General features: G+C 65.6%; 21 protein-coding genes. 11 read left to right on the top strand and 10 right to left on the bottom strand.

Annotation, left to right across the window (positions count from 1 at the left end; all coding sequences use genetic code 11):
• Nucleotides 1–39 precede the first annotated feature (39 nt).
• From ACI3K3_RS21965 to ACI3K3_RS21945, 5 genes are all read right to left on the bottom strand, one after another.
• Complete coding sequence (locus tag ACI3K3_RS21965; RefSeq protein WP_404917614.1) at nucleotides 40–1,125, bottom strand: HlyD family secretion protein; 1,086 nt, start codon at nucleotides 1,123–1,125, stop codon at nucleotides 40–42.
• A 2-nt stretch (nucleotides 1,126–1,127) separates the two neighbouring features.
• Nucleotides 1,128–2,600: an efflux transporter outer membrane subunit gene (locus tag ACI3K3_RS21960; protein ID WP_404917612.1), complete on the bottom strand. Its 1,473-nt coding sequence runs from the start codon at nucleotides 2,598–2,600 to the stop codon at nucleotides 1,128–1,130.
• Nucleotides 2,601–2,862: 262 nt separating this feature from the next.
• The gene (locus ACI3K3_RS21955) at nucleotides 2,863–3,474 is read right to left on the bottom strand and encodes a sulfite oxidase heme-binding subunit YedZ (protein ID WP_404917610.1); all 612 of its coding nucleotides are present in this window, start codon (nucleotides 3,472–3,474) and stop codon (nucleotides 2,863–2,865) included.
• A complete protein-coding gene (msrP, locus tag ACI3K3_RS21950; RefSeq protein WP_404917608.1) occupies nucleotides 3,474–4,403 on the bottom strand; it encodes a protein-methionine-sulfoxide reductase catalytic subunit MsrP in 930 nt (309 codons plus the stop codon). Before msrP ends, ACI3K3_RS21955 begins: the two co-directional genes overlap by 1 nt.
• A 63-nt stretch (nucleotides 4,404–4,466) precedes the next feature.
• On the bottom strand, nucleotides 4,467–5,756 hold the full coding sequence (locus ACI3K3_RS21945) for a chloride channel protein (RefSeq protein ID WP_404917618.1): 1,290 nt from the start codon (nucleotides 5,754–5,756) through the stop codon (nucleotides 4,467–4,469).
• A gap of 188 nt (nucleotides 5,757–5,944) precedes the next feature.
• Between ACI3K3_RS21945 and ACI3K3_RS21940 the strand changes: the two genes are divergently transcribed.
• The gene (locus tag ACI3K3_RS21940; RefSeq protein WP_404917606.1) at nucleotides 5,945–7,783 is read left to right on the top strand and encodes a cation:proton antiporter; all 1,839 of its coding nucleotides are present in this window, start codon (nucleotides 5,945–5,947) and stop codon (nucleotides 7,781–7,783) included.
• Nucleotides 7,780–8,391, top strand: coding sequence for an OmpA family protein (locus ACI3K3_RS21935; protein WP_404917604.1), 612 nt, complete (start codon nucleotides 7,780–7,782; stop codon nucleotides 8,389–8,391). Before ACI3K3_RS21940 ends, ACI3K3_RS21935 begins: the two co-directional genes overlap by 4 nt.
• Nucleotides 8,392–8,554: 163 nt before the next feature.
• Here ACI3K3_RS21935 and ACI3K3_RS21930 read toward each other — a convergent pair whose 3' ends face one another.
• Nucleotides 8,555–8,965: a MarR family winged helix-turn-helix transcriptional regulator gene (locus ACI3K3_RS21930; protein WP_404917602.1), complete on the bottom strand. Its 411-nt coding sequence runs from the start codon at nucleotides 8,963–8,965 to the stop codon at nucleotides 8,555–8,557.
• A 78-nt stretch (nucleotides 8,966–9,043) separates the two neighbouring features.
• On the opposite strand from ACI3K3_RS21930, the gene ACI3K3_RS21925 reads away from it, so the two are divergent.
• The 9 genes from ACI3K3_RS21925 to ACI3K3_RS21885 all read left to right on the top strand — a co-directional run bounded on the left by ACI3K3_RS21925 (nucleotide 9,044) and on the right by ACI3K3_RS21885 (nucleotide 21,120).
• Nucleotides 9,044–9,877: a p-hydroxycinnamoyl CoA hydratase/lyase gene (locus ACI3K3_RS21925; RefSeq protein ID WP_404917600.1), complete on the top strand. Its 834-nt coding sequence runs from the start codon at nucleotides 9,044–9,046 to the stop codon at nucleotides 9,875–9,877.
• A gap of 25 nt (nucleotides 9,878–9,902) precedes the next feature.
• Entirely contained in the window at nucleotides 9,903–12,044 is a 2,142-nt protein-coding gene (locus ACI3K3_RS21920; protein WP_404917598.1) for an acetate--CoA ligase family protein, read from the top strand.
• A 114-nt stretch (nucleotides 12,045–12,158) separates the two neighbouring features.
• On the top strand, nucleotides 12,159–13,643 hold the full coding sequence (locus ACI3K3_RS21915) for a carboxylesterase/lipase family protein (RefSeq protein WP_404917596.1): 1,485 nt from the start codon (nucleotides 12,159–12,161) through the stop codon (nucleotides 13,641–13,643).
• Between the two features lie 14 nt (nucleotides 13,644–13,657).
• Nucleotides 13,658–14,419 (top strand): SDR family NAD(P)-dependent oxidoreductase, encoded by a 762-nt coding sequence (locus ACI3K3_RS21910; protein WP_404917594.1) that lies wholly within the window; start codon nucleotides 13,658–13,660, stop codon nucleotides 14,417–14,419.
• Between the two features lie 156 nt (nucleotides 14,420–14,575).
• Nucleotides 14,576–16,726, top strand: coding sequence for a TonB-dependent receptor (locus ACI3K3_RS21905; protein WP_404917592.1), 2,151 nt, complete (start codon nucleotides 14,576–14,578; stop codon nucleotides 16,724–16,726).
• Nucleotides 16,727–16,730: 4 nt separating this feature from the next.
• Nucleotides 16,731–18,140, top strand: a complete 1,410-nt coding sequence (locus ACI3K3_RS21900) for an FAD-binding oxidoreductase (RefSeq protein ID WP_404917590.1) — start codon at nucleotides 16,731–16,733, stop codon at nucleotides 18,138–18,140.
• 90 nt (nucleotides 18,141–18,230) lie between these two features.
• Nucleotides 18,231–19,553, top strand: coding sequence for an MFS transporter (locus tag ACI3K3_RS21895; protein ID WP_404917588.1), 1,323 nt, complete (start codon nucleotides 18,231–18,233; stop codon nucleotides 19,551–19,553).
• 56 nt (nucleotides 19,554–19,609) lie between these two features.
• Complete coding sequence (locus tag ACI3K3_RS21890) at nucleotides 19,610–20,404, top strand: helix-turn-helix domain-containing protein (RefSeq protein WP_404917586.1); 795 nt, start codon at nucleotides 19,610–19,612, stop codon at nucleotides 20,402–20,404.
• Entirely contained in the window at nucleotides 20,401–21,120 is a 720-nt protein-coding gene (locus ACI3K3_RS21885; RefSeq protein WP_404917584.1) for a FadR/GntR family transcriptional regulator, read from the top strand. The genes ACI3K3_RS21890 and ACI3K3_RS21885 overlap by 4 nt, the downstream gene beginning before the upstream one ends.
• A gap of 189 nt (nucleotides 21,121–21,309) precedes the next feature.
• On the opposite strand, the gene ACI3K3_RS21880 is transcribed toward ACI3K3_RS21885, so the two are convergent.
• The 4 genes from ACI3K3_RS21880 to ACI3K3_RS21865 form a co-directional block, all read right to left on the bottom strand.
• On the bottom strand, nucleotides 21,310–21,975 hold the full coding sequence (locus ACI3K3_RS21880) for a GntR family transcriptional regulator (protein ID WP_404917582.1): 666 nt from the start codon (nucleotides 21,973–21,975) through the stop codon (nucleotides 21,310–21,312).
• Complete coding sequence (locus tag ACI3K3_RS21875; RefSeq protein ID WP_404917616.1) at nucleotides 21,972–23,147, bottom strand: alpha-hydroxy-acid oxidizing protein; 1,176 nt, start codon at nucleotides 23,145–23,147, stop codon at nucleotides 21,972–21,974. Before ACI3K3_RS21875 ends, ACI3K3_RS21880 begins: the two co-directional genes overlap by 4 nt.
• Nucleotides 23,147–24,457 (bottom strand): NtaA/DmoA family FMN-dependent monooxygenase, encoded by a 1,311-nt coding sequence (locus ACI3K3_RS21870; protein ID WP_404917580.1) that lies wholly within the window; start codon nucleotides 24,455–24,457, stop codon nucleotides 23,147–23,149. The genes ACI3K3_RS21875 and ACI3K3_RS21870 overlap by 1 nt, the downstream gene beginning before the upstream one ends.
• 111 nt (nucleotides 24,458–24,568) lie before the next feature.
• Nucleotides 24,569–25,275: RraA family protein (locus tag ACI3K3_RS21865; RefSeq protein WP_404917578.1), on the bottom strand; the 707-nt coding region annotated here is incomplete at its 5' end.

The following is a 25,275-nucleotide window of genomic DNA, read 5'->3' as shown; positions in this document are numbered from 1 at the left end:
GCGGGAGAGAGGGGGGAGGGCATGGTCACGCCCTTTCTCTCAACGGCCTTTCCGCTGATCGATCAGGGCGCCCCGCAATTGCAGCTCCGGCGGCCATTCCGTCTTGGGGTCGATCTTCACATAGGCCATGCCGGGCAGGCCGGTCTTCACCAGGCTCATGTAGCGGCGCAGCAATGCCGGATCGATGCGGGCGCGCACGCGGAACATCATCTTCTCGCGCTCGCTCTGCGTCTCCACAGTCTTCGGCGTGAACTGCGCGACATCGGCCACGAAGCTTATCCGCGCGGGGATCGGCGTATCGGGCAGGGCATCCAGCACGATACGCGCCTCGCTGCCGATGCCCAGCCGACCGGCCGCCGTGGCAGGGAGGAAGAAGGTCATCGTCACGTCCGTCAGATCGACCAGACTGACCACGCGGCCGCCGCCGCTCACCACTTCGCCGGGTTGCGCGATGCGGAACTGCACGCGGCCATCGCGCGGGGTGCGCAGGGTGGCATCGTTGATATCGGCCTCTATCCGCTGGATCGTGGCGCGGGTCGCCTCCACGCGGGACGAGGAGCCGATCACCTGATTGCGCGCATTGGTTACCGCCACTTCGGCAGAGGCGACCTGAGCCCGCGCCGCCTGCACAGCGGCGGATGCGCCCTCCACTTGCGCGGCATCGTCATCCCGCTCCTGCGCCGAAGTGGCGCCTTCGCGGGAAAGCGTGTCGGAGCGGCCGAGCCGTTTGCGCGAGGCGTTGAGTTCGGCCAGCCGCTGGCGAACCACGGCCTCGGCAGCGGCCTTTTCCGCCTGGCGCTGCGCCACCTGGGTCTGCGAGACCAGCACCGCGTTCTGCGCCTCCGCCATCTGCGCCTCCGCCTCGGTCTTCTGGGCGGTGAGCACATCGACATCCATGTGTGCGATCACATCGCCCGCCTTCACCGTCTGCCCCTCATCCACGACGATATTGCGAATGCGCCCGGCGGACTTGCTGGCAATGTCGATCTCGGTGGCCTCCAGCCGCCCGTTGCCGCCCACGATGCCTTCGGGCAGCCCCGCAGGCGTGAGCAATTTGTAGAGCGCGAAGGCCAACGCCAGCACCGCCGCGACGATCAGCCCCCTGACGATCCAGGTCTTGTTCATCGTCACTGCCCCTCTTGGCTGGCCGGCGTTGCGGCAGGAGTATCGGTGGCGGGCGGCCCGAACGGCCGTTCTATCGGAAAGCCTCCGCCCAGCGCGGAATAGAGCGAGACAACGCTTGCCAGCTCCGCGCGGCGCAGCTGGACAAGCGCCTGTTCGGCATCGAAAAGATCCCGCTGGGCGTCCAGAACCTCAAGATAGGTCGAGCGCCCGTTGTCGAAACGCAATTGCGCCAGCCGCGCACGCTCGCGCTGTGCGCCTACCAGCGCGCGGGTGGTGACGATCTGCCTGGCCAGTTGCCGGCGGCGGACCAGCGCGTCGGACACGTCGCGGAAGGCGGACTGGATGGCCTTCTCGTAGCTGGCTACCGCCTGGTCGCGGCGAGCCTCGGCCACTTGCAGATTGCCCTTGAGCCGGCCGGCATTGAACAGCGGCATGACGATCTGGGGCGCGAAGTTCCAGGCCTGGTTGCCGCCTCCCAGCAGTCCGTCGAGATCGGAGCTGGACGTGCCGAACGCGCCGGTCAGGCTGATGTTGGGGAAGAACGCCGCGCGGGCCGCCCCGATATTGGCATCGGCCGCGCGCAACTGGTGTTCGGCGGCGACGATGTCGGGACGATTGACCAGAAGTTCGGACGGAAGCCCGGTCGGCAACGTGAAATCCGGGAAATCGCCGGTCAGCCCCAGCGACCCCGGCGCGATCTCCACCGGCGCCCCCACCAGCAGGGCCAGCGCATTGCGGTTGACGGCCCGCTCCTGTTCGAGCGCGTCCAGCGTTGTCTGCGCCTGAGCCAGCAGCACTTGCGATTGCGCCATGTCCAGCTTGTTGCCCGATCCCACCTCATATCGGCGGCGCATGATCCGCAGCGTTTCCTCACGCGTGGTGATCGACTGGCGGGCGAGTTCGGCGCGTTCCTCGTACTCACGCTCCAGCAGGTAGCCCAGGGCGACCTGCGAGACGAGATCTGTGGCCACCGCTCGGCGCGATTCCTCGCTGGCGAGATATTGCTCGCGCGCGGCCGCGCGCAAGTTGCGCAGGCGGCCCCAGAAGTCGATCTCCCAACTGGCGCTGAGCTGCGCGGAAACCTGCTTGATGTCGGCATACTGATCGGTACCGGTCACCAGGGTACGTCCGCGCGTTCCGGCGGCTACCGCATCCAGTTGCGGATAGAGCGCAGACCCTTCGATCCGCCACGCCGCGCGCGCCTCTGCCACTCGGGCCGCGGCCAGGCGAATGTCGCGATTGTTGGCAAGGGCCTGGGTTATCAAGGCCTGCAACTGCGGTTCGCGGAAGAAGGCGTTCCAGTCCAGCGCTACGATCGACCGGCCGTCCACGCTACTGACATAGCGTTCGGGCACGGGCAGCGGCGGCTGCACATAGTCAGGGGCGAACGAACAGGCGGAAAGAGCCAGCAATGGTACGAGAACAAGCCCCGCCGCGCGGATCATGTGCGAAGTTTGGCGGTCAGCCGGGCTCAACAGCACAAAATCCCCTTCGCATGCGACGGAATGTGACGCCTGAAAGACTGGCGTCAGCGGATTTGAAACGTGTCGATTATTTTTATGAGTTACGGATTACGATCCGGCGGCCCATCATCCATCGAGACTATCTGTCTGGATTTATTTTTTATAAGGAGAAAGTCGAAGATTAGTCAATCAATTAGTCTTCCTCATAGGCATGAGGAAAAGCGATCTGCCGGTCAACTGCCGGGGCGGGAATCTGTCGGCACGCCCCTTCCGCTCAAGCGGTGCGCGATCGCGTGAACCGGGGAAGCAACCGCGCGGCCAGCAGGACAGCCACGATCCCGCCGTAGAGCAGGGGGCTGCTGGTATCGGCCTTCACGAGCAGGAAATAATGGACCACGCCCATCGCGGCGATCAGGTAGACGGAGCGGTGCAGCCGTCGCCATGCGCGCGGCGTCATCTTGCGGCGCACGGCATTGGCCGATGTCACGGCAAGCGGCACCAGCAGTGCAAAGGCGCCCATGCCGATCGTGATGTACGGGCGTTTGGCGATATCGGTAGCTATTTCCGCCCAGTCGAACTCGTGAGCAACAGCCACGTAAGTAAGAAGATGAAGCGTGACATAGGCGAAGGCCCATAGGCCGATGCGCCGCCGAAAGCGCATAAGTCGCGGCATCCCGGCATATCTGGCCAATAGCGTCACGGCCAACGTCAGGCACAGGAAGCGCAGGCCCCAAACCCCCAGTTCGCGCAAGACAAATTCGACCGGGTTGGCGGTGAGATCGCCCGTGAAGCCCCACCAGAGGATCAAGGCCAGCGGCGCTGCGCACAGGAGCCAGACGAACGCGGATTCCAGTCGCAGCCAGACCGCCCGCCTTGCCTGCGCCATCAGTAGAGCTGGCGCGGGTCGAGCCCGCGATAGAGGCCGGCCACCTGCTCGGCATAGCCGTTGAACGGCAAGGTCTTGCGGCGAAAGAATTCGCCGATGCGCCGTTCCTTGGCCTGCGACCAGCGCGGGTGATCGACGGCGGGGTTTACATTGCCGTAGAAGCCGTATTCGCGCGGGGCCATCATCTGCCAGCTGGTTTGCGGGCGCCGATCGGTGAAGCGGATGCGCACGATCGATTTGATGCCCTTGAACCCGTATTTCCAGGGAAGCACCAGCCGGATCGGCGCACCGTTCTGGTTCGGCAGGGTCTGGCCGTAGAGCCCCACCGCCAGCAGCGCCAGCGGATGGAGCGCCTCGTCCAGCCGAAGGGCCTCGCGATAGGGCCACTGGATCACCGAGCCTCGCTGCCCCGGCATCTGGCGGGGATCGCGCAGCGTTTCGAAAGCGACGAACTTCGCGCCGCTCTTGGGGCCGACCGCCTTGATGAGGCTGGCCAGCGGAAAACCCACCCAAGGGATCACCATCGACCAGGCCTCTACACAGCGCATGCGATAGATCCGCTCCTCCAGCGGAAAACGCTTGATGAGGTCATCTATCCCATAGCGGCCGGGCCGATCGCACAAGCCGTCTATGACGACCGTCCAGGGGCGGGTGCGCATCATGCCCGCATATTTCGCCGGATCTTCCTTGCCGGTCCCGAATTCGTAGAAGTTGTTATAGCCGGTCACATCGTCGAGAGGCGTTTTGGCCTCGTCGATGGGCATGCGGTTGGGCCTGAACCGGAGCGCCGCCGCCGATGCCGGGCTGCTTTGACCACATGCCGCAAGACCGAGCCCGGCGACACCGGCGATGAACTGCCGCCGCTTCAGATAGAGACCGTGATCGGTCACATCGCGGTCGGCAAGGTCGGGCGCGTTCATGATCAGCATCGGCGATCCTTTGGCGAGAAGCACCAAAAGCTAGCACGGCGCGATGAACGGCGCCTGATCGGATTAGGACTTAGCCAGGAACCTCTGCGACAGGCCGTGGTAGAGCTTTTCCTTGCACACGAACTGGGCCGCGAAGTCGCCGATGAGCGCGGAAGCCAGCAGGGGCATCATCAGCCCACGGCTCGCCGTGGTTTCCGAGATGATGATGACCGCCGTCAGCGGCGCGCGCACCACGCCGGTGAAATAGGCGACCATTCCCAGCAGCACGACGGCGCCGGAGGGATAGCCGGGGAAAATCCCGCGAAGAAGATCGCCGATGCCCGCACCGATCGAGAGCGAGGGGGCAAAGATGCCGCCCGGGATGCCGGAAACCGCCGTTGCCAAGGTCGTCACGAACTTGGCCGCGCCGAACCAGATCGGCACGTCCTTTCCGGCGATGATGCCATGGGCGGTATCGTAACCCGTCCCCCAGGTCAGGCCGGTGGAGACGCCGAGCACGGCCACGATCGTGCCGCAAAGCGTGGCGAACAGCACCGGCCGGGCACGAAGCCGGGCCATCGGCCGCATCGTAGTCGTGCTGGTAGCAAGCATCAGGCGCGAGAATGCACCGCCGGCGATGCCGCCAAGGATTCCCGCGACAGGCGTGGCGATGAGCGCCTGCTGGAACCCCAGGGTCTGGCGCATCGCGCCGAAATAGATGTAGTCGCCGGCGATCCCCAGGCTGACCATGCCCGCGATCAGCACGGCCGCCATGACGAGCAGCGTCATGCGCTGCTCATAGGCCGCTGCCAGTTCCTCGATGGCGAAAGCCACGCCTGCCAACGGCGTATTGAAGGCGGCTGCAACGCCGGCCGCGCCGCCTGCGATATAGACCGACGAGCGCAAGGGGACGCGCAGCATGCGATGCATGCGGCCCATGATGGCTGCGGCGATCTGGACGGTCGGCCCCTCACGCCCGACCGACGCACCGACGAGAAGGCCGCCGATCGTCAGGAAGAACTTGGCCAGCGCCACGCGCAGGGAAACCAGCGTCGAAAGCGAGCCTTCCGGGTTCCTCGTCGCCGCCATCACCTGCGGTATCCCTGATCCCTTCGCCAGCGGAGCGAAACGCAGGGTGAGCCAGGCGATCGCGGCAAATCCCGCCGGTGTGGCAATCAGCGGCACCCACCACCAGCGATTTGCGAACTGGAGGAACAGGGCGGTAGCCTCGTCCGCAAGTTCCGCGAAAACCAGCGCCACCAGGCCGACCAGGATGGCGCCGCCGACGATGGCGACCCGGCGCCGCCAGACCAGCGCTTCCGGCCCATGACGGCGCAGCGCCACGCGGACACGTCGTGGCAACAGGCGGCTCAGGCTGATCACGGGGCAGGTCTCTCTTTGGGCAGCGGGAGAGGGTGGGGGATTTCAGCCCTATTGCCGCCCTTCGCCGGGCATGTCCACCCGCTCAGGCGGCCATAATCGAAGGAATGAAACGAGCAAATTTGGGAAAATTCGGCGTGGGCGGTTACCTTCCGGGTCCGAGACGGTTATGCCCCTTCGTTATGCAGCAGCAAGCCCTTGTCTTCGCGCTGATCGGCATTCTGGGTACGGGCGCGCAATGGATTGCGTGGCGTACCGGCTGGCCAGCCATCGCCCTCATGCTCGCAGCCGGTGTCATTGCAGGCCCCGTCACCGGCCTCGTGGTTCCCGAACATACCTTTGGAGACCTGCTGGAGCCGATGATCTCCGTGGCGGTTGCGCTCATCCTTTTCGAAGGAGGGCTCAGCCTCAATTTCCGCGAGCTTAGAAAGACCGAAGGGGCGGTGACGCGCCTGATGGTCGTGGGCATTCCGCTGGGCTGGGTGCTCGGCACGCTGGCCTGCTATTACATCGCCGGACTGGTTTGGCCGGTGGCGATCCTGTTCGCGGGCATCCTCGTAGTGACGGGCCCAACGGTGGTCATACCCCTGCTGCGCCAAAGCAATATCGCCCCTCGGCCACGGGCGATCCTCAAGTGGGAAGCGATCGTCAACGATCCCTTCGGTGCGCTCTGCGCCGTCATCACTTACGAATATCTGCGCCGCGTAGGTGACGGCGGCACCTTGCTCTCTGTGGTAGCGGCGCTCCTGGCGGCCGCGGTCGTCGCTGGCCTCATCGGCTATGGCGCGGCGCGCGCGATCGCCTGGGCTTTCCCGCGCGGCCACGTTCCGGAATACCTCAAGGCGCCGGTTCTCCTCGTCGCGGTTATCAGCACTTTCGTGGTTTCGAACCTGATCCAGCAGGAGACCGGCCTTCTGGCCGTGACCGTGATGGGCGTCGCCATCGCCAACATGCGCCTGGATTCGCTGCGGGACATCCACCCGTTCAAGGAGAACGTCACCGTTCTGCTGATCTCCGGCGTGTTCGTGCTGCTTTCCGCATCGCTCGACTTCACCGTGCTGCGCCATTTCGAGTGGCGCTTCATCGCCTACCTTCTGGCGCTGCTGTTCCTGGTGCGCCCGGCCACGGTGCTGCTCAGCCTGGCCTTCAGCAAGATCCCCTGGAACGAACGCCTGCTGGTGGCCTGGATCGCGCCGCGCGGTGTCGTCGCGGTGGCGATGTCGGGCCTGTTCGCGCTTCGGCTCGATCAACTCGGCTACGGCGACGGCAGCATTCTCGTGACGCTATCCTTCTCGGTCGTCGTTGCCACGATCGTCGCGCATGGGTTCAGCATCCGCTATGTGGCGCGCTGGCTGAAAGTCACGGGCGCCCGCAAGAAGGGCCTGCTGATCGTGGGCAGCACTTCGTGGAGCCTGTCCCTAGCCAATCAATTGCGGCAACTGGACGTGCCGGTGATGATCGCGGACACGAGCTGGCAGCGCCTTTCCGTGGCCCGGCAGGCCGGCATCGCCACCTATCATGGCGAGATCCTGGCGGAATCGACCGAGGAACGCCTGGATCTGGCGCAGTTCCAGGTTCTCGCCGCCACCACCGACAACGAGGCTTACAATGCGCTCGTCTGCAGCGAGTTCGCGCCGGATATCGGCAGGGACGCCGTTTATCAGCTAGGCGGCATGGGGGATGACGAGGACCATCGCAGCCTGCCCGAGGCACTGCGTGGACGCGCGATGTTCGCATCCGGCATCGGGGTTCAGGAAATCGCCGAGCACGAAAGTGCCGGCTGGACCTTCCGCAAGACGCGCATCAGCGAACAGTTCGATTTCGCAGACGCGCAGGCGACCCTGCCGGACGAGGCCGACATGCTGTTCGTGCTTCGCAAGGACGGCAGGATCCTGTTCTTCACCCACGCCTCTCGCCCGATGCCCCAACCCGGCGACACCGTCATTTCCTACGGCCCGCCCCGGCGCCCGGAGCCGGAGCCCGGTCGTAACGATTCCGAGAACAGGGAGGCGATAGCATGAACAACAGCACGCCGATTACGGCATCCTTGCTCCTGCTGGCAGCCCTCGGAGGCTGTCAGCAAACGCAGGGGGACAGCGAAAAAGGCGATCGAGCGGCGGTAAGCGAAACGGCGACGCCGGACGTAGTGGCCAGCGAGGTACCGGATGAGCCGGTGCAGGAACCGAAGAAGTCGATCATCCGTGCGGATGTCGATGTCGGGCCAAGCGAGGCGCCGCCTCTCGAACGGTTCCATCTGGTCGTTCCCTACCCGGCGAAAGGCGCCAAGCCCGATGCCGCCGGACGCGGTCTGATCGATGGTTTGCTCGAAAATCCGACGTTTCAGGCCGGTGGCCAGATCACCATCTGGGGGCACAGCGATTCCCGTGGGTCAGACGCGGAAAATCTCGCTGCGTCCCGTCGCCGCGCCGAAGCGGCGCGCGACTACCTGGCAGGTAAGGGCGTGAAGGCGGAACGCATGACCGTCATCGCCCTCGGCGAAGCCCGTCCGATCGCGCCCAACCGCAAGCTCGACGGCAGCGACGATCCGGAGGGCCGCTCGAAGAACCGCCGCGTCGAGATAGAGGTTGCCCTTCCGGCAACAGGCGGAGAGCAGACGGCGGCTCCCTGAAGCTGCTTGGAGTCCGTTTTGAAATTCGCTGAAAGCGATTTTCGCGGCACCGGCCCGCGCCCCCACCCTACCACCCGCAGGATACTACCGTTGGGTGGTAGGGTGGGGGCGCGGGCCGGTGCCGCAACGAAAATGCCCCCTCGGGCATTTTCCAAACAGCATCTCAGCGCCAGATAGCATTCAGCGCCGGCAGCAGATGGTCGCGATGTTCGGCGGGTACGCGTTCGAGCAGCTTTTGCTCGAACGCCTTGATCCCTTCGGCAAGTTCGGCCACTTTTTCGCCTCCCTCGGCGGTGAGGACGATCGCCAGCGACTTGCCGTCGAGCGGCTCGCGATGGATCCAGCCTGCCGCTTCCAGCCGGTTGAGAAGGGGGACCATGTTGGCGCGCTGGATATCCAGCGTCTTGCCGATCTGGCTGCTCGTCAGGTCCGAGCGATCCTGCACCAGCAGCAGCACGGCGGCCTCGGTGACGCGAAAGCCCTGATCGGCCAGGATGTCTCCCAGTTCACCCATCACGGCATTGGCGGCGCGGCGAAGCGCATAGCCGGGCAATTGCCCCAGAAGATCGGTCATGGTTCCTCACATGATTATGCTATTGACGATAACAATTCGTTTGTTATGAATTACAGCAATCAAGGAAAGAGGATAGCCATGCAAGAGCGCACTGAACACGATACCGTCTCGTACACCGTGGAAAATCGTATCGCCTGGGTTTCGTTCAATCGGCCCGAGAAGCGCAACTGCATGAGCCCCAGCCTCAATCGCCGCATGAAGGAAGTGCTCGATGAACTGGAATTCCGCGAGGACGTGGGGGTTCTGGTGGTGACCGGCGAAGGCACGGCATTCTCGGCCGGCATGGACCTCAAGGAATACTTCCGCGAGAATGAGGAAAAGGGCCTTGGCCACGTCCGCAAGGCCCAGCGCGAGGCCTATGGCTGGTGGGAGCGCCTGCGCTGGTATGAAAAGCCGACGATCGCCATGATCAACGGCTGGTGCTTCGGCGGCGCCTATGGCCCGCTGTTCGGCTGCGACTTGGCCGTGGCGGCGGAAGACGCCCAGTTCGGCCTTTCCGAGATCAACTGGGGCATCCTGCCCGGCGGCGGTGCCAGCAAGATCATCGTCGAGCTGACGGGCTTCCGCAACGCGATGTATCACGCGATGATGGGCGAGAATATCGACGGCCGGAAGGCTGCCGAATGGGGCCTCGTCAACGAGGCGGTTCCTGCGGACAAGCTCAGGGAACGCGTCACCGAAGTGGCCACCGTGCTGCTCGGCAAGAACCCGGTCGCGCTGCGCGGCACCAAGTGGGCGATCCGCCGTGTCAGCGAAATGACCTTCGACAACGCGATGGACTACCTCGTCCGCACGCAGGAAGCGGCGAACTTCTACGATGCGGAAGGCCGCAAGGAAGCCACGCGCCAGTTCATTGACGACAAGACCTACAAGCCCGGTCTCGGCGCCTACGATCTGAACAAGGCGCGCTGAGCGCCTGACCTTGGGAGAGGCAGCGATGAACGATACAACCCTTGCCAGGGACGCCGTCGCGCGCCTACTGCGGCCGCGTTCGGTCGCGGTGGTGGGCGCCAGCGACAAGCCCGGGGCGCTTGGCGCCTCGGTGCTCGGCAATCTCGACCGCAACGAGTTCGCGGGCGAGGTCTATCCCATCAACCCCAAACGTGATGCGATCGGCTTTCGCAAGTGCCTCGCCTCGGTGGACGATCTTCCCGGTGGCGTGGACGTTGCCGTGCTGGCGATCCCGCAGGCGGGCGTGCTGGACGCGGTGCGGGGGCTTGCCGCGCGCAAGTGCGGGGCCGCGATCATCTTCTCGGCGGGCTTTGCCGAAGGCGGAGAAGAGGGCAAGGCCCAGCAGGCGGAGATCGCCCGCATCGCCGCCGAGCACGGCATGGTGATCGAGGGGCCGAACTGTCTCGGCCTCGTCAACCACGTGGACGGCATTCCGCTGACTTTCGTGGAAACCGATACGATAGCGCCCGAAGGCCGCCGCGCGGTGGCGGTAGTCTCGCAATCGGGGGCGATGGCGGCGGTGCTCTGCACAACGTTCCAGGCGCGCGACCTGGCGATCAGCTATTCGGTTTCGACCGGAAACGAAGCGGCGAGCGGCGTGGAGGACTATGTCGACTGGCTGGTGGATGAGGAGAATACCCGGGTCATCGCCATGATCGTGGAGCAGTTCCGCCGTCCGGCGCGCTTCCTGGCCGCCGCGCGCCGTGCGCGGGCGGCTGGCAAGCAGGTGGTGCTGCTGCACCCGGGCAAGTCCAGCGCCGCGCGCGAATCGGCTGCCACCCACACCGGGGCCATGGCCGGCGACTATAAGCTCATGCGCCGCAAGGTGGAGCGGGCCGGGGTGGTCTTCGCGGAAACGCTGGAGGAGCTTGGCGACATCACCGAGATCCTGCTGCGCGCGCCCGCGCTCGGCCAGGAGAGCTTGGCGGTGCTTGGCGAATCCGGCGCATTCAAGGCCTTGACCCTGGATCTGGCCGAGGAGCAGGGTATCGTCCTGGCTCCTCTGAACGATGCGGATTCGCCCGCCCTGCGCGCCGTGCTTCCGCCCTTCGTTCCGGTCAGCAATCCGCTGGACATCACTGCGCAGGGTCTCAGCCAGCCTGAGATCTACACGAATACCTTGGCCGCCCTGCTCGACGATCCGCGGGTCGGCGGGGTGATCGCGGGCATCATCCAGACCGATCCGGTGACTTGCGCGATCAAGGTGCCTGCGATCATGGCGGCGCTGGAAGACCGGACGATCGACAAGCCGCTGGTCTTCGCCGGGCTCGACGAAGGCGCGCCGATCCCGCCCGAGCACATTGCCGCCCTGCGAGACAAGGGCATTCCCTGCTTCCCCAGCACCGAACGCGCGTTCCGTGCCATGGCCCGGCTTGGCGCGCTGGCGAGCCGCGATCTCGCGACTGCGGACACCGCCGCTTTGCCGGTGCCTGGCCTTGCCGACCATCACGGCGTCGTTGCGGAATATCGATCCAAGGAACTGCTCGGGCCGCTGGGCTTCAGCTTTCCTGCCGGACGTTTCGCGGATAGTGCCGATGCGGCGGTTTCTGCAGCCGAGGCCTTGGGCTATCCCGTGGCGATGAAGGCGCAGGCGGTGGCCCTGGGGCACAAGAGTGACGCCGGCGGCGTGATCCTGAACCTTGCCGATGCTGCTGCGGTTGCCGAGGCCTGGGAGCGGATCCACGCCAATGTGGGCGCCTACGATGCCGCACTCGTGCTGGAGGGCGTTCTCATCGAGAAGATGGGCGCGCGCGGGCTGGAGATGATCGTCGGCGGCCGCAACGATCCCGATTGGGGGCCGGTGGTCCTTGCCGGGTTCGGCGGCGTCACCGCGGAAATCCTTCAGGACGTGCGCCTGTTCACGCCGGACATGCCGGTGGAGCAGATCGAGGCGGAACTGATGCAGCTGAAAAGCGCGCCGCTGCTCGCAGGCTATCGCGGCGCGCCCGCGCTGGACGTTCCGGCACTGGCGCGGTTGGTCTCGCAAGTGGGTGCGATCCTGGCGGCGGAGCCTTCGCTTGCGGAGATAGACCTCAACCCGGTGATCCTGCACCCTCTCGGCCAGGGCGCCATCGCCCTCGACGCGCTGATGCTGGTGGAACGGGCTGCGCCTGCTCCGGTAGGCTGAAGGCGTCGGACGGCAATCGAATTGCGCCGATCTGCATAGCAAAGCACATGGGCTGCGAACCTCAAGCCGCTATCCTCGTTGGACAGAGGGTAGCGGCAAGGGAGTGCGAAAAGCGTGATCGTCCGAACGACTGCGGGAGCTATACGGGGCGTCGTCGAAGGGGAGGTCGTCCGATACAGAGGCGTTCCCTATGCCGCTCCGCCCGTGGGAAGCGCCCGCTTTGCCGAGCCGCGCGACCCGGCACCCTGGGACGGCGTTCGCGATGCACTAGATCCCGGCCCCAATGCGCCGCAAACGGTCAAGGCGGTACCCGGCCTCGACGCTGCCGCGCTGGTGGGACATGGCTGGCGGCCGGGTGACGACTATCTGACGCTCGACATCTGCGCGCCGACGCAGGCTCTCGGCGAGGGCGGCCGCCGCCCGGTCATGGTGTTCATCCATGGCGGAGGTTTCGTCGTCGGCAGCAAGGACGTGCCGGTTCAGGATGGCGGCAGCTTCGCGCGCGACGGCATCGTCTTCATTGCGATCAACTACCGTCTGGGCGTGGACGGCTTCCTGCCGATTCCGGGCGTTCCCACCAATCTCGGCCTGCGCGACATGCTGTTCGCGCTCGAATGGATACGATGCAATGCCGTGGCGTTCGGCGGCGATCCGGGTAATGTGACCGTCTTCGGAGAGTCCGCCGGAGCCATGGCGATTGCCGACCTGATCGCCTCGCCGCTGGCCAAGGGTCTGTTCCGCCGCGCCATCGTCCAGAGCGGGCACGGCCGCATGACGCGCGACATCGACGTGGCGCAAAGGCTGGTCCGCAAGCTGGCGAAGCTGCTGCGGATCACGCCGGACGCTGCGGGATATCGCGGCGTCGAGCCCGGCCCGGCGCTTCTGGAGGCGGTGGAGAAGATCGGCCAGCCCACCACAAGGATCGATCTGCGCGACGCCGAAGGGCATGAGCCGGTGTTCGGCATCAGTCGTTTTGTTCCGGTGCATGGCGACGATGTGCTGCCGATGAAACCGCTCGATGCGCTCAAGGCGGGGGCCGGGGCGGAGATCGATCTGCTGATCGGCACCAATGCCGAGGAGATGAACCTCTATTTCGTGCCGACCGGCCTGCGCGAGAAGATCGGGCGGCTGCTGGCGACTCACGTGATCCACCGCGTCCATCCGCGTGCGCGCAAGCTGCTCAAGGCTTACGGGATGGGCCGGAAGGGCATGAAGCCCGGCCATGCCTTCACCGATGCCGCGCACGATCTCGTGTTCCGTTGGCCTGCCCGGCGTTTTGCCGAGGAGCACAAGGGGCGCACGCATATGTACGAGTTCGAGTGGCGCTCGCCCCTGTTCGGCGGGCTGGGCGCGGCCCATGCCATGGAATTGCCGTTCGTCTTCGACTCACTGGCGACCACGACCGGCCCCGAGGGTCTTTGCGGGGAAGCGCCGCCGCAGGAGCTGGCCGATCGCGTTCACCGTATCTGGGTGGACTTCGCCCGCGACGGCAGCCTGCCATGGCCCGAATTCACCCGTGACAATCGCGCCGTTTTCCAGCTGGAGCGCGGCGAAGCGATCCTGGAACCGCCGTTTCCGATCGCGCCGTTCCTGCCCTGAAGGACTTGCCCGCTATGTATCTGGACCGATTGAAACTGGACGGCCGCCGCGCGCTCGTCACCGGAGGGGCGAGCGGAATCGGGCTGGCCTGTGTCGAGGCCCTGGCCGAGATGGGCGCGCGCGTCATCATCGCGGACCTGTCGCAAGACGCCCTTGAGGCAGCGCGCAAGGCTATGCGCAGCAAGGGCCATGACTGCGACGGACGCGTCATGGATGTTACCGACTCAGCCCGTGTCCGGCAGGTGGCCGACGAACTCGGGGCGATCGACGTGCTCGTGAACAATGCCGGGATCGCGCGCAGCGAGACGCCTGCCGAGGCGGTGGCGGACGAGCACTGGCTCAACGTGATCGACGTCAATCTCAACGGCACGTTCTGGTGCGCCCGCGCTTTCGGGCGTCATATGCTGGAAGCCGGCAGAGGCAGCGTCGTGAACGTGGGCTCGATGAGCGGCTTCATCGTCAACCGGCCCCAGGCGCAGAGCTATTACAATGCGTCCAAGGCTGCCGTCCACCAGCTTACCCGCAGCCTTGCCGCGGAATGGGCGGATCGGAGCGTGAGGGTGAATGCGGTCGCGCCCACCTATATCCGCACCCCGCTCAACGAATTCGCGGACAAGCAGGGCGAGATGTACCGGCGCTGGATCGATTCCACGCCCATGGCCCGGTTGGGTGAACCGGAGGAAGTGGCTTCGGTCGTGGCTTTCCTCGCCTCGGATGCCGCCAGCCTGATGACCGGCAGCATCGTGCTGGCCGATGGCGGCTATACCTGCTGGTAAGTATCGTTCCGAATGCCAATCAGCCAATTGTTTGCGCCGATCGGCATATTCGAACAGACTCCCCAAGAACCTTTCCGATAGGTTAGACCTGTCTTATAGGTTGATTGGCCGACTTGCCAGGCACGGACCTCGGCAAGCGGTAGCGAGGGAGGATCTATGCGTCTCAGGATTTGCCTGTCTGTCGGGGTATCGTGCCTGGCTCTGGCTGCTTCACCGGCCATTGCGCAGCAGGACGGCGCACAACAGGACGCCGCTCAGCAGGGCAGGGCGCCGGCTTCGGCGTCCGAAAATGCCGCTCCCGAAATCGTCGTCACCGCCCGCAAGCGCACCGAGACGCTGCTGGATGTGCCGGTTGCCGTGACGGCGGTTTCCGGCGACACCCTGGCCCGGCGGAACATCAATTCGGTGCGCGAGGCTGCGGTCCTCACGCCGGGTCTCAATATCAGCAGCGACGGCGCCGGGCGCGCTTTCGTCTCGATCCGCGGTGTCGGCGTCACGCTGGTGCAGTCGGTCCAACCCGGCGTCGGCCTGTTCGTGGACGGTATCTACCGCCCGAACACCGCCTATCTCAACAACCCGCTGCTCGACGTGGAGCGGATCGAAGTGCTGCGCGGGCCGCAGGGTACGCTCTACGGCAAGAACACGCTGGGCGGCGCGATCAACGTGATCACGCGCCAGCCCGGCAACGAATTCGAAGCGCGCGGGCAGGCGAGCTATGCCGGGCCGGACGATTCCTGGCTGGTCTCTGGCTCGGTCTCCGCGCCGATCGTGACCGACAAGCTGGCGGTCCGCGTCGGCGCCTCGCACCGCCAGCAGGACGGGTTCATCAACAATACGACGATCGGCGGCAAGTCGAACAAGTTCAACACGGACTCGGTCAGCGCCACGATCCGCGCCACGCCCACCGAGGATCTGACGCTGGTGGTCAACGGCTACTACGACTGGGTGAAGGGCACCAATGTCCCCTATGCCCGCGTCACCGGGCCCACCGACTATTCGCGCAGCAACCAGTTCAACACGCTTGGGACCACGACCTACAAGTATCGCGGCGTGAACGCGAAGGTGGAGACGCCGATCGAGGCCATCGCCACCACCGTGACGCTCCAGGCCGCCTACGATGCCCGCAACAGCAGCGCACCCGATACCGACGGCGACTTCGGCCCGCTCAACATCGTGCGTCAGGCATCCAGCGACAGCCTGCGCACCAAGACGGTGGAACTGCGCTTCGACACCAAGCTGAACGACCAGCTCTCCACTCTGTTCGGCCTGTTCTACAGCCGTGAGGATACCCGGTCGAACCAATCGACGCTGATCGTCCCCTTCGGCATCACCAACAATGCCAGCAACCGGACCAAGGCCGATACTTACGCGGTTTTCGGCACGGTGTTCTGGAAGCCCAATCCGGACTGGGAAGTCGCGCTGGGCCTGCGCTATGATCATGAGGACCGGTCCGCCAGCGGCGCCATCAACGCGGGCGGGGCAGGCAGTGTCGGCCTCAAGTCGGACCAGGTGGAGCCTCGCCTTTCCGTGACGCGCCACTGGACGCCGGAACTGATGACTTACGCGTCGGTAGCGCGGGGCTATCGCGGCGGCGGGTTCAACGCGGTTACGGCACCCGTCCGCAAGTACAAGGGCGACTCCGCCTGGACCTACGAGGTGGGTACGAAGTATGTTTCGGCCGACCGCAGCTTCACGCTTTCGGGTGACATCTTCTACAACGACTACAGCGATTACATCGGCCTCAATTCGATCGCGCCGTCCTCCACCGGCGGCCTCGTCACCGTCGATCTCAATTCGGGTGACGTCGAAAGCTACGGCGCGGAGCTGGAATTCAGCTACAGGCCGGTGGAGCAATGGACGCTCTCGGGCGGCGCCACCTACATGCATGCGCGCCTCACCGATTCCTCTCAGTATACCGCCGTCACCGGCCGCACACTGGCGACCGATCGCCTGACCTTCCAGCCGGACTGGATGTTCAACCTTTCCAGCGACTATGTCGTGCCGCTCGGGTCCGACAGCCTGACTTTCAACGCCAGTGTCAACGGCAAGGGCAGCCGCTCCGCCGCCAGCCTCAACGAGACGACGGCGACGATCCTCAAGAGCTACGTCCTGGTCAACGGCTCGATCACCTACCGACTGGAAAACGGGATAGAGCTGGCCGTGTTCGGCAACAACCTGTTCAACAAGAAGTATTTCGACTCCTACATCGAGAAGACCACGCTGGCACTGGCGGGGCTACCCGCATCGGATCTCGGCATCATCGGCGATCTGCGGCGCTACGGCGTGCGCGCAAGCTTCCGGTTCTGATCCGATGGGCGCTTCTCCTCAACATCCGCCCCGCAAGCCCTTACCGGAAGGCTTCCTCGACAGTCTCCAGGCCGCATTCGGCGAACGCGTGGCGACCGGCGAAGCCGTCCGCAGCCAGCACGGGCAGAGCGAGGCGCACTTCGAGCCCGCGCTGCCGGATGCGGTGGTCTTTGCCCGCTCCACCGAGGATGTCGTCGAGTTGGTGAAGCTCTGTACCGCAGCCGGGGTGCCGATCGTCGCCTATGGCGCGGGCACGTCGATCGAAGGCAATGCCTTGCCGGTCTGCGGCGGCGTCACGGTGGACCTCGGCCAGATGGACGCGATCCTCGCCGTCAATGCCGAGGATTTCGACTGCACGGTGCAGGCCGGCGTCCGGCGCGAGCAGCTGAACGAGCACTTGCGCGACCAGGGCCTGTTCTTCCCCATCGATCCCGGCGCCAATGCCACGATCGGCGGCATGGCAGCGACGCGCGCCTCGGGCACCAACGCCGTGCGCTACGGCACGATGCGCGAGGCGATCCTGTCGCTGCGCGTGGTCACGCCGGACGGGCGCGACATCCGCACCTCGCGGCGGGCACGCAAGTCTGCGGCGGGCTATGATCTCACCCGCCTGATGATCGGCAGCGAGGGCACCCTGGGCATCATCACCGAGGTGACCTTGCGGCTCCACGCCATTCCCGAGGCGATCTCCTCGGCCGTATGCAGCTTCGAAACGCTGGAGGGCGCCGTCGACACCGTCGTCCAGTCGATCCAGATCGGCGTTCCGTTGGCACGGGTGGAGATCCTGGACGATGCGCAGATGAGGGCGGTGAACCGCTGGTCGAAGCTGGACTATCCGGAACTGACCACGCTGTTCTTCGAGTTCCACGGGTCGAGCCGCTATGTCGAGGAGCAGGTCGAGACCGTGCGCGAGATAGCCGACATGAACGGCGGCAGCGCGTTCCGCTGGTCGAACCTGCCCGAAGAGCGTTCGAAGCTCTGGAAGGCGCGGCACGAGGCCTATTACGCCGCGGTCAACATGCGCCCCGGCGCGGTCGGCTGGGCGACCGACGTCTGCGTGCCGATCAGCCGCCTGGCCGAATGCATCACCCAGACCAAGCAAGACCTCGAAGCCGCGAGCGTGCCCGGCACGATCCTGGGCCATGTCGGCGATGGGAATTTCCATGTTGTCTTCTCGCTGGATCCGAATGCACCGGCGGAAATGGAGGAGGTGGAGGCCATCAACGCCCGGCTCGTCGAACGGGCGCTGGCGATGGACGGTACCTGCACGGGCGAGCACGGGATCGGCCTGGGCAAGCAGGACTGGCTGCTCGCGGAACTGGGCGACGCGGTGGAGATGATGCGCCTCATCAAGCGCGCGCTCGATCCGCAGGACCTGTTCAATCCGGGCAAGATCTTCGCGTTTTCCGCCTGAAATCGCGCGAGAAGATTTGCGCCTCGGGCGGAAACGGCCGGTCGTCCTTGCCCGCTAGAGGCAAACCGGCATCACATCAGGATTCTACCCATGACCAGCCTCACTCTTGAACGCCCGCGTGCGGTGTCCTCGTTTCGTAGCCGGCTGATGCCGTTGCTCATCCTCGCGCTTGCCATGGCCGGCGGGTTCACGATGATGGGCTCCTTCAGCATGGTGCAGGAAGGCGCCAAGGCGGAATTGGGGCTCAGCGATCATGCGCTGGGCCTGGTGCAGGGCGTTTCGGCTGCCTTGCCGCTGGTGGTGTTCTCGATCCCCATCGGCGTGCTCGTGGACCGCCGCAATCGTGTTCGTCTCTTGCTGGCGCTCGGGCTGGTCTGGACCGCCGGAACCCTGCTTACCGCCTTTGCGCAGACCTTGCCGGTGCTGTTCCTTGCGCGGATGATGGCGGGCATCGGCACCACCGGGGCGCTGACCTGTGCGCTCTCGCTGACCGCCGATCTTTGCGCACCCGAGCAGCGGGGACGCGCGATGCTGGTGGTTACCATGGGCAAGTGCCTGGGGCAGGCGGGCGCCTTCGCGCTGGCAGGGTGGTTGCTGGGGGCCCTGATCCATGCGCCTGCCTCGGTAGCGGGCGCTTTCACTCTTGGGCTGTCCCCGTGGCGTGGAACCCATGTTCTTCTCGCCGCGATCAGCCTTTGCCTGATCCTGCCGCTGCTCGCCCTTCGCGAACCCGAGCGCCGTGAGGTCGAAGCGAGCATCCATGCCCCGTTCCGGACGGTCGTGTCCGAACTCTGGACAAGGCGCGCTTTCCTGATCCCGCTTTTCATCGGACAGGTCAGCGTGGTCATGGCCGACGCCGCCGCAAGCATCTGGGCCTCGCCGGTCCTGTCGCGCAGCTACGGACTGGCGCCGGAAGCCTTCGCGGGATGGATGGGAGCACTGATTTTCTCGGCAGGCGTGGTGGGGTCGATCCTCGGCGGACTGGCGGCCGATCTCGGCCAGAAGACCGGGCGCCGGGGCGGGCTACTGATCGGGGCCGTGCTGGCGGCGGCGGGGGGCGTGCCGGCAGCGCTGTTTCCGATCGCGCCGAGTATCCCGCTGTTCGCCGTCGCGGTCGGCCTGCTGATGCTCTGCGGAACGATCACCGGGCTGGTCACGTCCGTGGCCTTGACCGTGCTGATTCCCAACGAACTGCGCGGCCTGTGCATCGGCGCCTTCATCGCGCTTGCCGGCCTGGTCGGCTTCGGCGTGGCGCCCTCGCTCGTTGCCTGGGTCAGCGGCGTGCTCGGCGGTGAGAGCCATCTCGGGCAGGGCCTGGCGATCGTGGGGACTATCGTGGGCCTGGTGTCGGTCGTGGCGTTCTTCCAGGCCATGCGCCGGGCGCCCCTTTCTGCTACGGCGCAACCTATATGATAGCTGTTGAATAAGCTGTCAGATAGGTTATTCTACGCGCAGGAGAGGAGGGGGCGATGAACAAGGGCACCCTTATGACCGCGATCGAGGTATCGCCGGAAATGATCAGTCTGGTCGGCCGCGGCGCTGCGCCATCCTTGCGCGAACTTGCCGTACCTGTCGCGCCGATCGCCTTCGTGATCGTCTTCGACGCGGAGGGCATTGCGGCAACGTTGCGTTATCATGCCCGGCCGGACGGCGCGGCGCTTGATGCCGACATGCAGGAGCGGCTTGTCCTGCTGGTGTCCCGCGAAGCGTGCGAGCGCATCCTCGGCGGCGCGGCACTGCCCGACGACGGAGCCTGTCACCAGCTTTCCCCCGCTCTGCGCACGATCGCCCTCGCCATTCGCGACTGCAACCTGCCTGAGACGGCCGGCACCCCTTATCGTCTTGCCAAGAGCATCGAATTGCTCTGCGATATCCTGCAGGCGCATGGACGGGGCGAACTCACGCCGGTCAGCCAGTGCCGCATGCTGTCCAGCACCGATAAGCGTCGCTTGCTCGCCGCACGCCGGATCATCGACGAGCGCTGGTCCGAAAAGCTGACGCTCGACATGATCGCGCGCGCTTCCGGGCTGAACCGCGCCAAGCTCACGAGCGGTTTCCGCAAGCTGTTCGATTGCAGCGTCGCCGATGCCATTGCCGAGCAGCGATTGTGCAGGGCCGGGCAGATGCTGCTCTCCACTGACCTTCCGGTTTCATCGATCGGATATCGCTGCGGCTATCTCAACAATGCCAGCTTCACCCGCGCCTTCGCCCGCAAGTTCGGGCAGGCGCCGACCTTCTATCGCGCAGGGAGAATGGCCGCGTGACGATACGATCGATGGAGCGGCGGACGGTGGAAGGAGGCGGTTCGCTGGTCGAGCAGGCGGTGCAGGCCGTGCGTGGCCATATCCGTTCGAACGACCTGAAAGTGGGCGATACGCTACCCGGCGAGGGGCAGTTCGCCGCCGATCTCGGCGTCAGCCGCGCGGTCATGCGGGAGGCTTTCGGAGCGCTTGCGGCCTTGCGGCTTATCGATGTGGGCAACGGCCGTCGTCCTCGGGTGGGGGCGATCGACGGTTCGGTGATCGGCACGTCGCTGGATCATGCCGTGGCGACCTCGCAGATCAGCGTGGCCGAAGTGTGGGACGTGCGACGGACGGTGGAAGTGCGCATCGCCGCACTCGCGGCCGAAAAGCGCAGCGACTTCCAAGCCGATCAGATCCTGTCACTTTCCGAATCCATGGCCCGCGCCAATGGCGACATGGAGCAAATCACTGCCTTCGACACCGCCTTCCATCAGATCATCGCGGCGGCTTCGGGCAATTTCCTGTTCATGCAGATCGTCCGCTCGTTCGAACCGCAGATGGAGTTCGCCGTCCCGCGCGCCTGGGAGACCCGGCAGACCGAAGCCGAAAAGGCGGCGATCCTTACCCTTCATTACCGTATCGCCCGGGCCATCGCGGATCGCGATCCCGAAGGCGCGGCTGCCGCCATGACCGACCATTTCGATGCCTCGATCGGCGATCTTCTCCTGCACGGCTGACGGCCGACGCGGGCACGCTTCAGAGCCTGTTTGGAAAATGCCCGTGAAGGCATTTTCAGAGCGGCACCGGCCCGCGCCCCCACCCTACCACCCGCAGGATAATACCGTTGGGTGGTAGGGTGGGGGCGCCTGAGAAACACGGGGGGCCGGTGCCGCGAAATTCGCTTTCAGCGAATTTCCAGACGGACTCTAAGATCCCGGCGCGTTGGTCCTGCCTGATCTTTGCAGCGCGATACGGGTGCGGCGGATGTGCATGACCAGGACGGCCTGGGCCGTCTCGATCTCGCCCTTGATAATGGCATCGAACAGAAGCTGGTGCTCTACATCATGGGTCCTGTCGCCGCTGGGTAGGGTCTTGGTCAGAAAGGCGCGGCGATAGCTCTGCGTGGTGTCCCATACGCGCTCCACCATCTGGGCCAGCAGCGGTGCTTCGTGCCGACGATAGGTGATCCAGTGGAATTCCCGGCCCAGCGCGATCGCCTCGTCAATGTCGGTGACTTGCTCGTTGCGCTCCATCACTGCCTTCAGGTCGGCAAAGTCCGCCTCCGTCAGGCGCGGCATGCTTTCGGCAAGCAGCAGAGGCTCTATCCGCTCACGGATTTCGTAGGAAATCTCAAGGTCGCGCATCGTCAGGCTGGCGACGCGGGCGCCGGCATTGGGGCGCATGACCACCAGCCCGCGTGCCTCCAGCATCCGCAGCGCGTCGCGCACTGGAATGCGGCTCGTGTCCAGTTCGACGGCCAGTTCGTCCTGCTTGATCCGCGCGCCGGGGGCTAGATCGCCGGACAGGATGCGCTCGGCCAGAATATCGGCAATGCGCTGGCTGGCGGCAGATGAGGGCGTCGGGATGGTCATGTCCGCACCTGCATAGCCTCCGCCACGGGCAGGAGGAAAGTGCGGTCCAATTCGCCCAGCCGGGTAATCCCCAGCATGGCCATCGCTACATTGATCTCGTTCTCCAGCAGGCGAAGTGCGTGCGCCGCACCGGCCTCTCCGCCGGCGGCACAGCCGTAGAGCGTGGCGCGGCCGATCATTACGGCGTCCGCGCCCAACGCGATCGCCTTCAGCACGTCCGCTCCGCGCCGCACGCCGCTGTCGAACAGGACGGTCGTCCGGCCCGCGACGGCATCGACGATCGCGGGAAGCGCGTGGATCGCGGGCGGAGAGGAATCGAAGTTGCGCCCGCCGTGGTTGGAGACGGCAATGCCGTCCACCCCATGGTCGAGAGCGCGCCGGGCGTCGTCCGGGTGGAGCAGGCCTTTCACCACCAGCTTGCCGGACCAGCGGCGGCGCAATTCGTCCACGTCCCTCCAGTCCACCGAGGCCGAATTGGCGACGCGCGCCACTTTGCCGGTGACTTTCCCGCCCACTTCGGCGGGGTAGTTCGCGAACTGCGGCAAGCCCCCTTCCAGCATGTAGCGGCCCATCACCCCGGCCAGCCAGCGCGGACGGCGCAGGAAATCACCGACAAGGCGGGCATTGGGGCGGATCGGGTTGGACATGCCCGCGCGGCGGTTGAATTCGCGCAAGGGCCAGACGGGGGTGTCGATCGTCAGCACCAGCACGTCGGCGCCGTTTTCGCGCGCAGCCTCGACCACCTGCCAGGAGAGGTCGCGCCGTTCCCACAGGTACATCTGCATCCAGTGCCCGGCAGTCGCGACCTTGGCGATATCGGCAAAGCTGGTGGTGGAACTGGTCGTCTGCGTGAAGGGAATGCCCGCGGCGGCGGCGGCGGAGGCGATGGCGCGTTCGCCGTGATGCCACATCAGGTCGGCAATGCCCGTGGGCGCGATCACCAGCGGCAGGGGCTGGCGGCGGCCGAACAGCGTGATCTCGGCAGAGCGCGCAGAAACGTCCCGCAGCGCGCGCGGCACGAGGTGGAGCGCTTGCAGCGCCGCCGGATTGCGACCGATCAGCAGGTCGTCCTCGGTCCCGCGCTCCATGAATTCCCAGATCGCGCGCGGCAGCCGCCGCCGGGCGAGGACGCGAAGCTGGGCGATATTGTGGGCCCTGTCCTCTATCGCCATCACGTGAGGCCGAGGTTGGCCGCGAAAGTGGTGCCTTCGTACTCGGTCCTGAACACGCCGCGCCTTTGCAGGATCGGCACCACTTCATCGACGAAGTTAGTGACGGAAGAGGCCATCACCGTGGGCGTCAGGTTGTAGCCGTGGCAGCCGGTTTCGCGCCAGATCTGCTCCAGCTTGTCCGCCACTTGCTCGGGCGTGCCGACGATCTGCGGCATGCCGACCGCAAGGCCCCATTTCACCGCCACTTCGCGCAAGGTGAAGGGCCGGTCCCCCAGCACCGAAGTAAATGCCTTCATCAGCCCCTGCGAAGCCTGCGTCGCCTGCTCCTGCATCGGCTGGTCCAGCTCGATGCCGGAGAAGTCGACGCCCATGGTCCCCGAAAGGCGCGCCAGGCAGCCGTCGAGCGGCAGGCGTTCGATCAGGTCGTCCAGATGGCGCTGGGCCTCCTCCTCGGTGCCGCCGAGAATGGGTTGCACCCCGAACAGCACGCCGGGTGCTTTGCGGCCCAGGCTGGCGGAGGTTTCGCGCAGTTGGCCCATATAGCGCTGCATGCCGGGCAGGTTGGGCTGGATCGCGAAGACCACGTCGCCATGCTCGATCCCGAAGCGGAGGCCCCGTCCTGAGGTGCCTGCCTGAAACAGCACGGGCCGCTTCTGGGGTGATGGGAGGACGGGGCCGACCGTCTGGCACTTGTGGAATTCGCCCTGGAAATCGACGAACTGCACTTTCGACGGATCGGCATAGACCCCCGCTTCGCGGTCCGCCAGCACCGCGCCTTCGCCGATCGAATCCCACAGGCGATAGCAGATATCCATGTACTCGTCGGCGGCTTCGTAGCGCCGGTCGTGCTCCAGCTGTTCAAGGCCCAGCGCGCGGTGTTCGCCGCGCAAGTGGCCGGTGACGATGTTCCAGCCCACGCGCCCGCCGGAAAGGTAGTCCAGCGTCGAAAGCTGGCGCACGATCGACCACGGGCGATACGAACTGGTGGACATCGTGGCGGCCAGGCCGAGATGCTCGGTGGCGGCGGCAAGGGCGGATAGCAGCACCACCGGATCGTGGTTCGGCCAGCAGATGCCGTACTTCACCGCATCCTCATGGCTGTCGCGATAGCGGTCGAACACACCGGGGGTGTCGGCGAAGAACAGGCCGTCGAACTTGCCGCGCTCCAGCGTGCGGACAAGATCCTGCCATGCTTTCAGGTCGGCCATGGCGTCGAGCCGGTTGTCGCCGGGCGCGGCCCAACTTAGCACGGTGTGATTGATCGGCGAATGGATCTGAAAGCTGACCAGATGCATCTGCTTTGCCGTCATTGCACTTCTCCCTGCGATCGTGGCTGGGCGGGTTTCACCGGAAAGAGGATGCGACCGAAGTCGAAAGTTACCTTCCGGCTTCGGTCGACCCCGGCCTCCCCAGGCACAGCTCTAGTTATCGTCGTCGTAGCTGCGGTCGTGAATCTCGATGCCCAGGTCGGCGACGATCCGGTCCATTCCCAGGATTTCGAACAGCACTTCGCCTTCGCCGATGCGGCGGCGGAATTCGACTTCGGCAGCGGCGCGCGTTTCGGCCCTGGCGACGGTCTGCTCGATCAGGGCGCGCGGGATCACGAGCACGCCGTCGGCATCGCCAACCACCAGATCGCCGGGCTCCACCCGCACGCCATCGGCCACCACCGGCACGTTGACGGCGGCGGGGCCGCGCTTCTTGGGATGCTCCACGGAGACGGCGGTCGACCAGACCGGGTAGCCAAGATCGCGGATCGCATCGACGTCGCGCATGGCGCCGTGAACGACTGTGCCGGCCAGCCCCTTGCGCTTTGCGTAAGTACAGGCCACGTCGCCCCAAAGCGCGCCCTGATGGCCGCCGCCGTTGGTGAGCACCAGGACGTCGCCCGCCTCCGCCACCCAGAGTGCGGCGTGGATGCCAAGGTTGTCGCCGGGAAAGTTCCAGGCGGTGACGGCAGGCCCACAGAGCTTCTGGCCGGGGGCGATGGGCACCATGGCCGGGCTCATCAGTCCCATGCGCCCGGCGATCTCTCCCAGCCCCTCATGCAGGTCGGCAACGCCGAACCTGGCGGCGCGGGCGACAAGGGCGGGGTCCGAACGGGGGATGCGGCGGTAGATCACCGATT

The organism is Novosphingobium sp. ZW T3_23, from assembly GCF_044987305.1.
Taxonomy (GTDB): Bacteria; Pseudomonadota; Alphaproteobacteria; order Sphingomonadales; family Sphingomonadaceae; genus Novosphingobium.
This window is presented reverse-complemented; position numbering and strand designations above follow the sequence as displayed.

Excerpts from the sequence above, each read along its gene's own strand:
- ACI3K3_RS21895 (WP_404917588.1), top strand. The coding sequence starts at position 18,231 with ATGACCAGCCTCACTCTTGAACGCCCGCGTGCGGTGTCCTCGTTTCGT.
- ACI3K3_RS21910 (WP_404917594.1), top strand. The coding sequence starts at position 13,658 with ATGTATCTGGACCGATTGAAACTGGACGGCCGCCGCGCGCTCGTCACC.
- ACI3K3_RS21965 (WP_404917614.1), bottom strand. The coding sequence starts at position 1,125 with ATGAACAAGACCTGGATCGTCAGGGGGCTGATCGTCGCGGCGGTGCTG.
- ACI3K3_RS21920 (WP_404917598.1), top strand. The coding sequence starts at position 9,903 with ATGAACGATACAACCCTTGCCAGGGACGCCGTCGCGCGCCTACTGCGG.
- ACI3K3_RS21940 (WP_404917606.1), top strand. The coding sequence starts at position 5,945 with ATGCAGCAGCAAGCCCTTGTCTTCGCGCTGATCGGCATTCTGGGTACG.
- msrP (WP_404917608.1), bottom strand. The coding sequence starts at position 4,403 with ATGCTGATCATGAACGCGCCCGACCTTGCCGACCGCGATGTGACCGAT.
- ACI3K3_RS21900 (WP_404917590.1), top strand. The coding sequence starts at position 16,731 with ATGGGCGCTTCTCCTCAACATCCGCCCCGCAAGCCCTTACCGGAAGGC.
- ACI3K3_RS21875 (WP_404917616.1), bottom strand. The coding sequence starts at position 23,147 with ATGGCGATAGAGGACAGGGCCCACAATATCGCCCAGCTTCGCGTCCTC.
- ACI3K3_RS21930 (WP_404917602.1), bottom strand. The coding sequence starts at position 8,965 with ATGACCGATCTTCTGGGGCAATTGCCCGGCTATGCGCTTCGCCGCGCC.
- ACI3K3_RS21925 (WP_404917600.1), top strand. The coding sequence starts at position 9,044 with ATGCAAGAGCGCACTGAACACGATACCGTCTCGTACACCGTGGAAAAT.
- ACI3K3_RS21880 (WP_404917582.1), bottom strand. The coding sequence starts at position 21,975 with ATGACCATCCCGACGCCCTCATCTGCCGCCAGCCAGCGCATTGCCGAT.
- ACI3K3_RS21955 (WP_404917610.1), bottom strand. The coding sequence starts at position 3,474 with ATGGCGCAGGCAAGGCGGGCGGTCTGGCTGCGACTGGAATCCGCGTTC.
- ACI3K3_RS21890 (WP_404917586.1), top strand. The coding sequence starts at position 19,610 with ATGAACAAGGGCACCCTTATGACCGCGATCGAGGTATCGCCGGAAATG.
- ACI3K3_RS21935 (WP_404917604.1), top strand. The coding sequence starts at position 7,780 with ATGAACAACAGCACGCCGATTACGGCATCCTTGCTCCTGCTGGCAGCC.
- ACI3K3_RS21905 (WP_404917592.1), top strand. The coding sequence starts at position 14,576 with ATGCGTCTCAGGATTTGCCTGTCTGTCGGGGTATCGTGCCTGGCTCTG.
- ACI3K3_RS21870 (WP_404917580.1), bottom strand. The coding sequence starts at position 24,457 with ATGACGGCAAAGCAGATGCATCTGGTCAGCTTTCAGATCCATTCGCCG.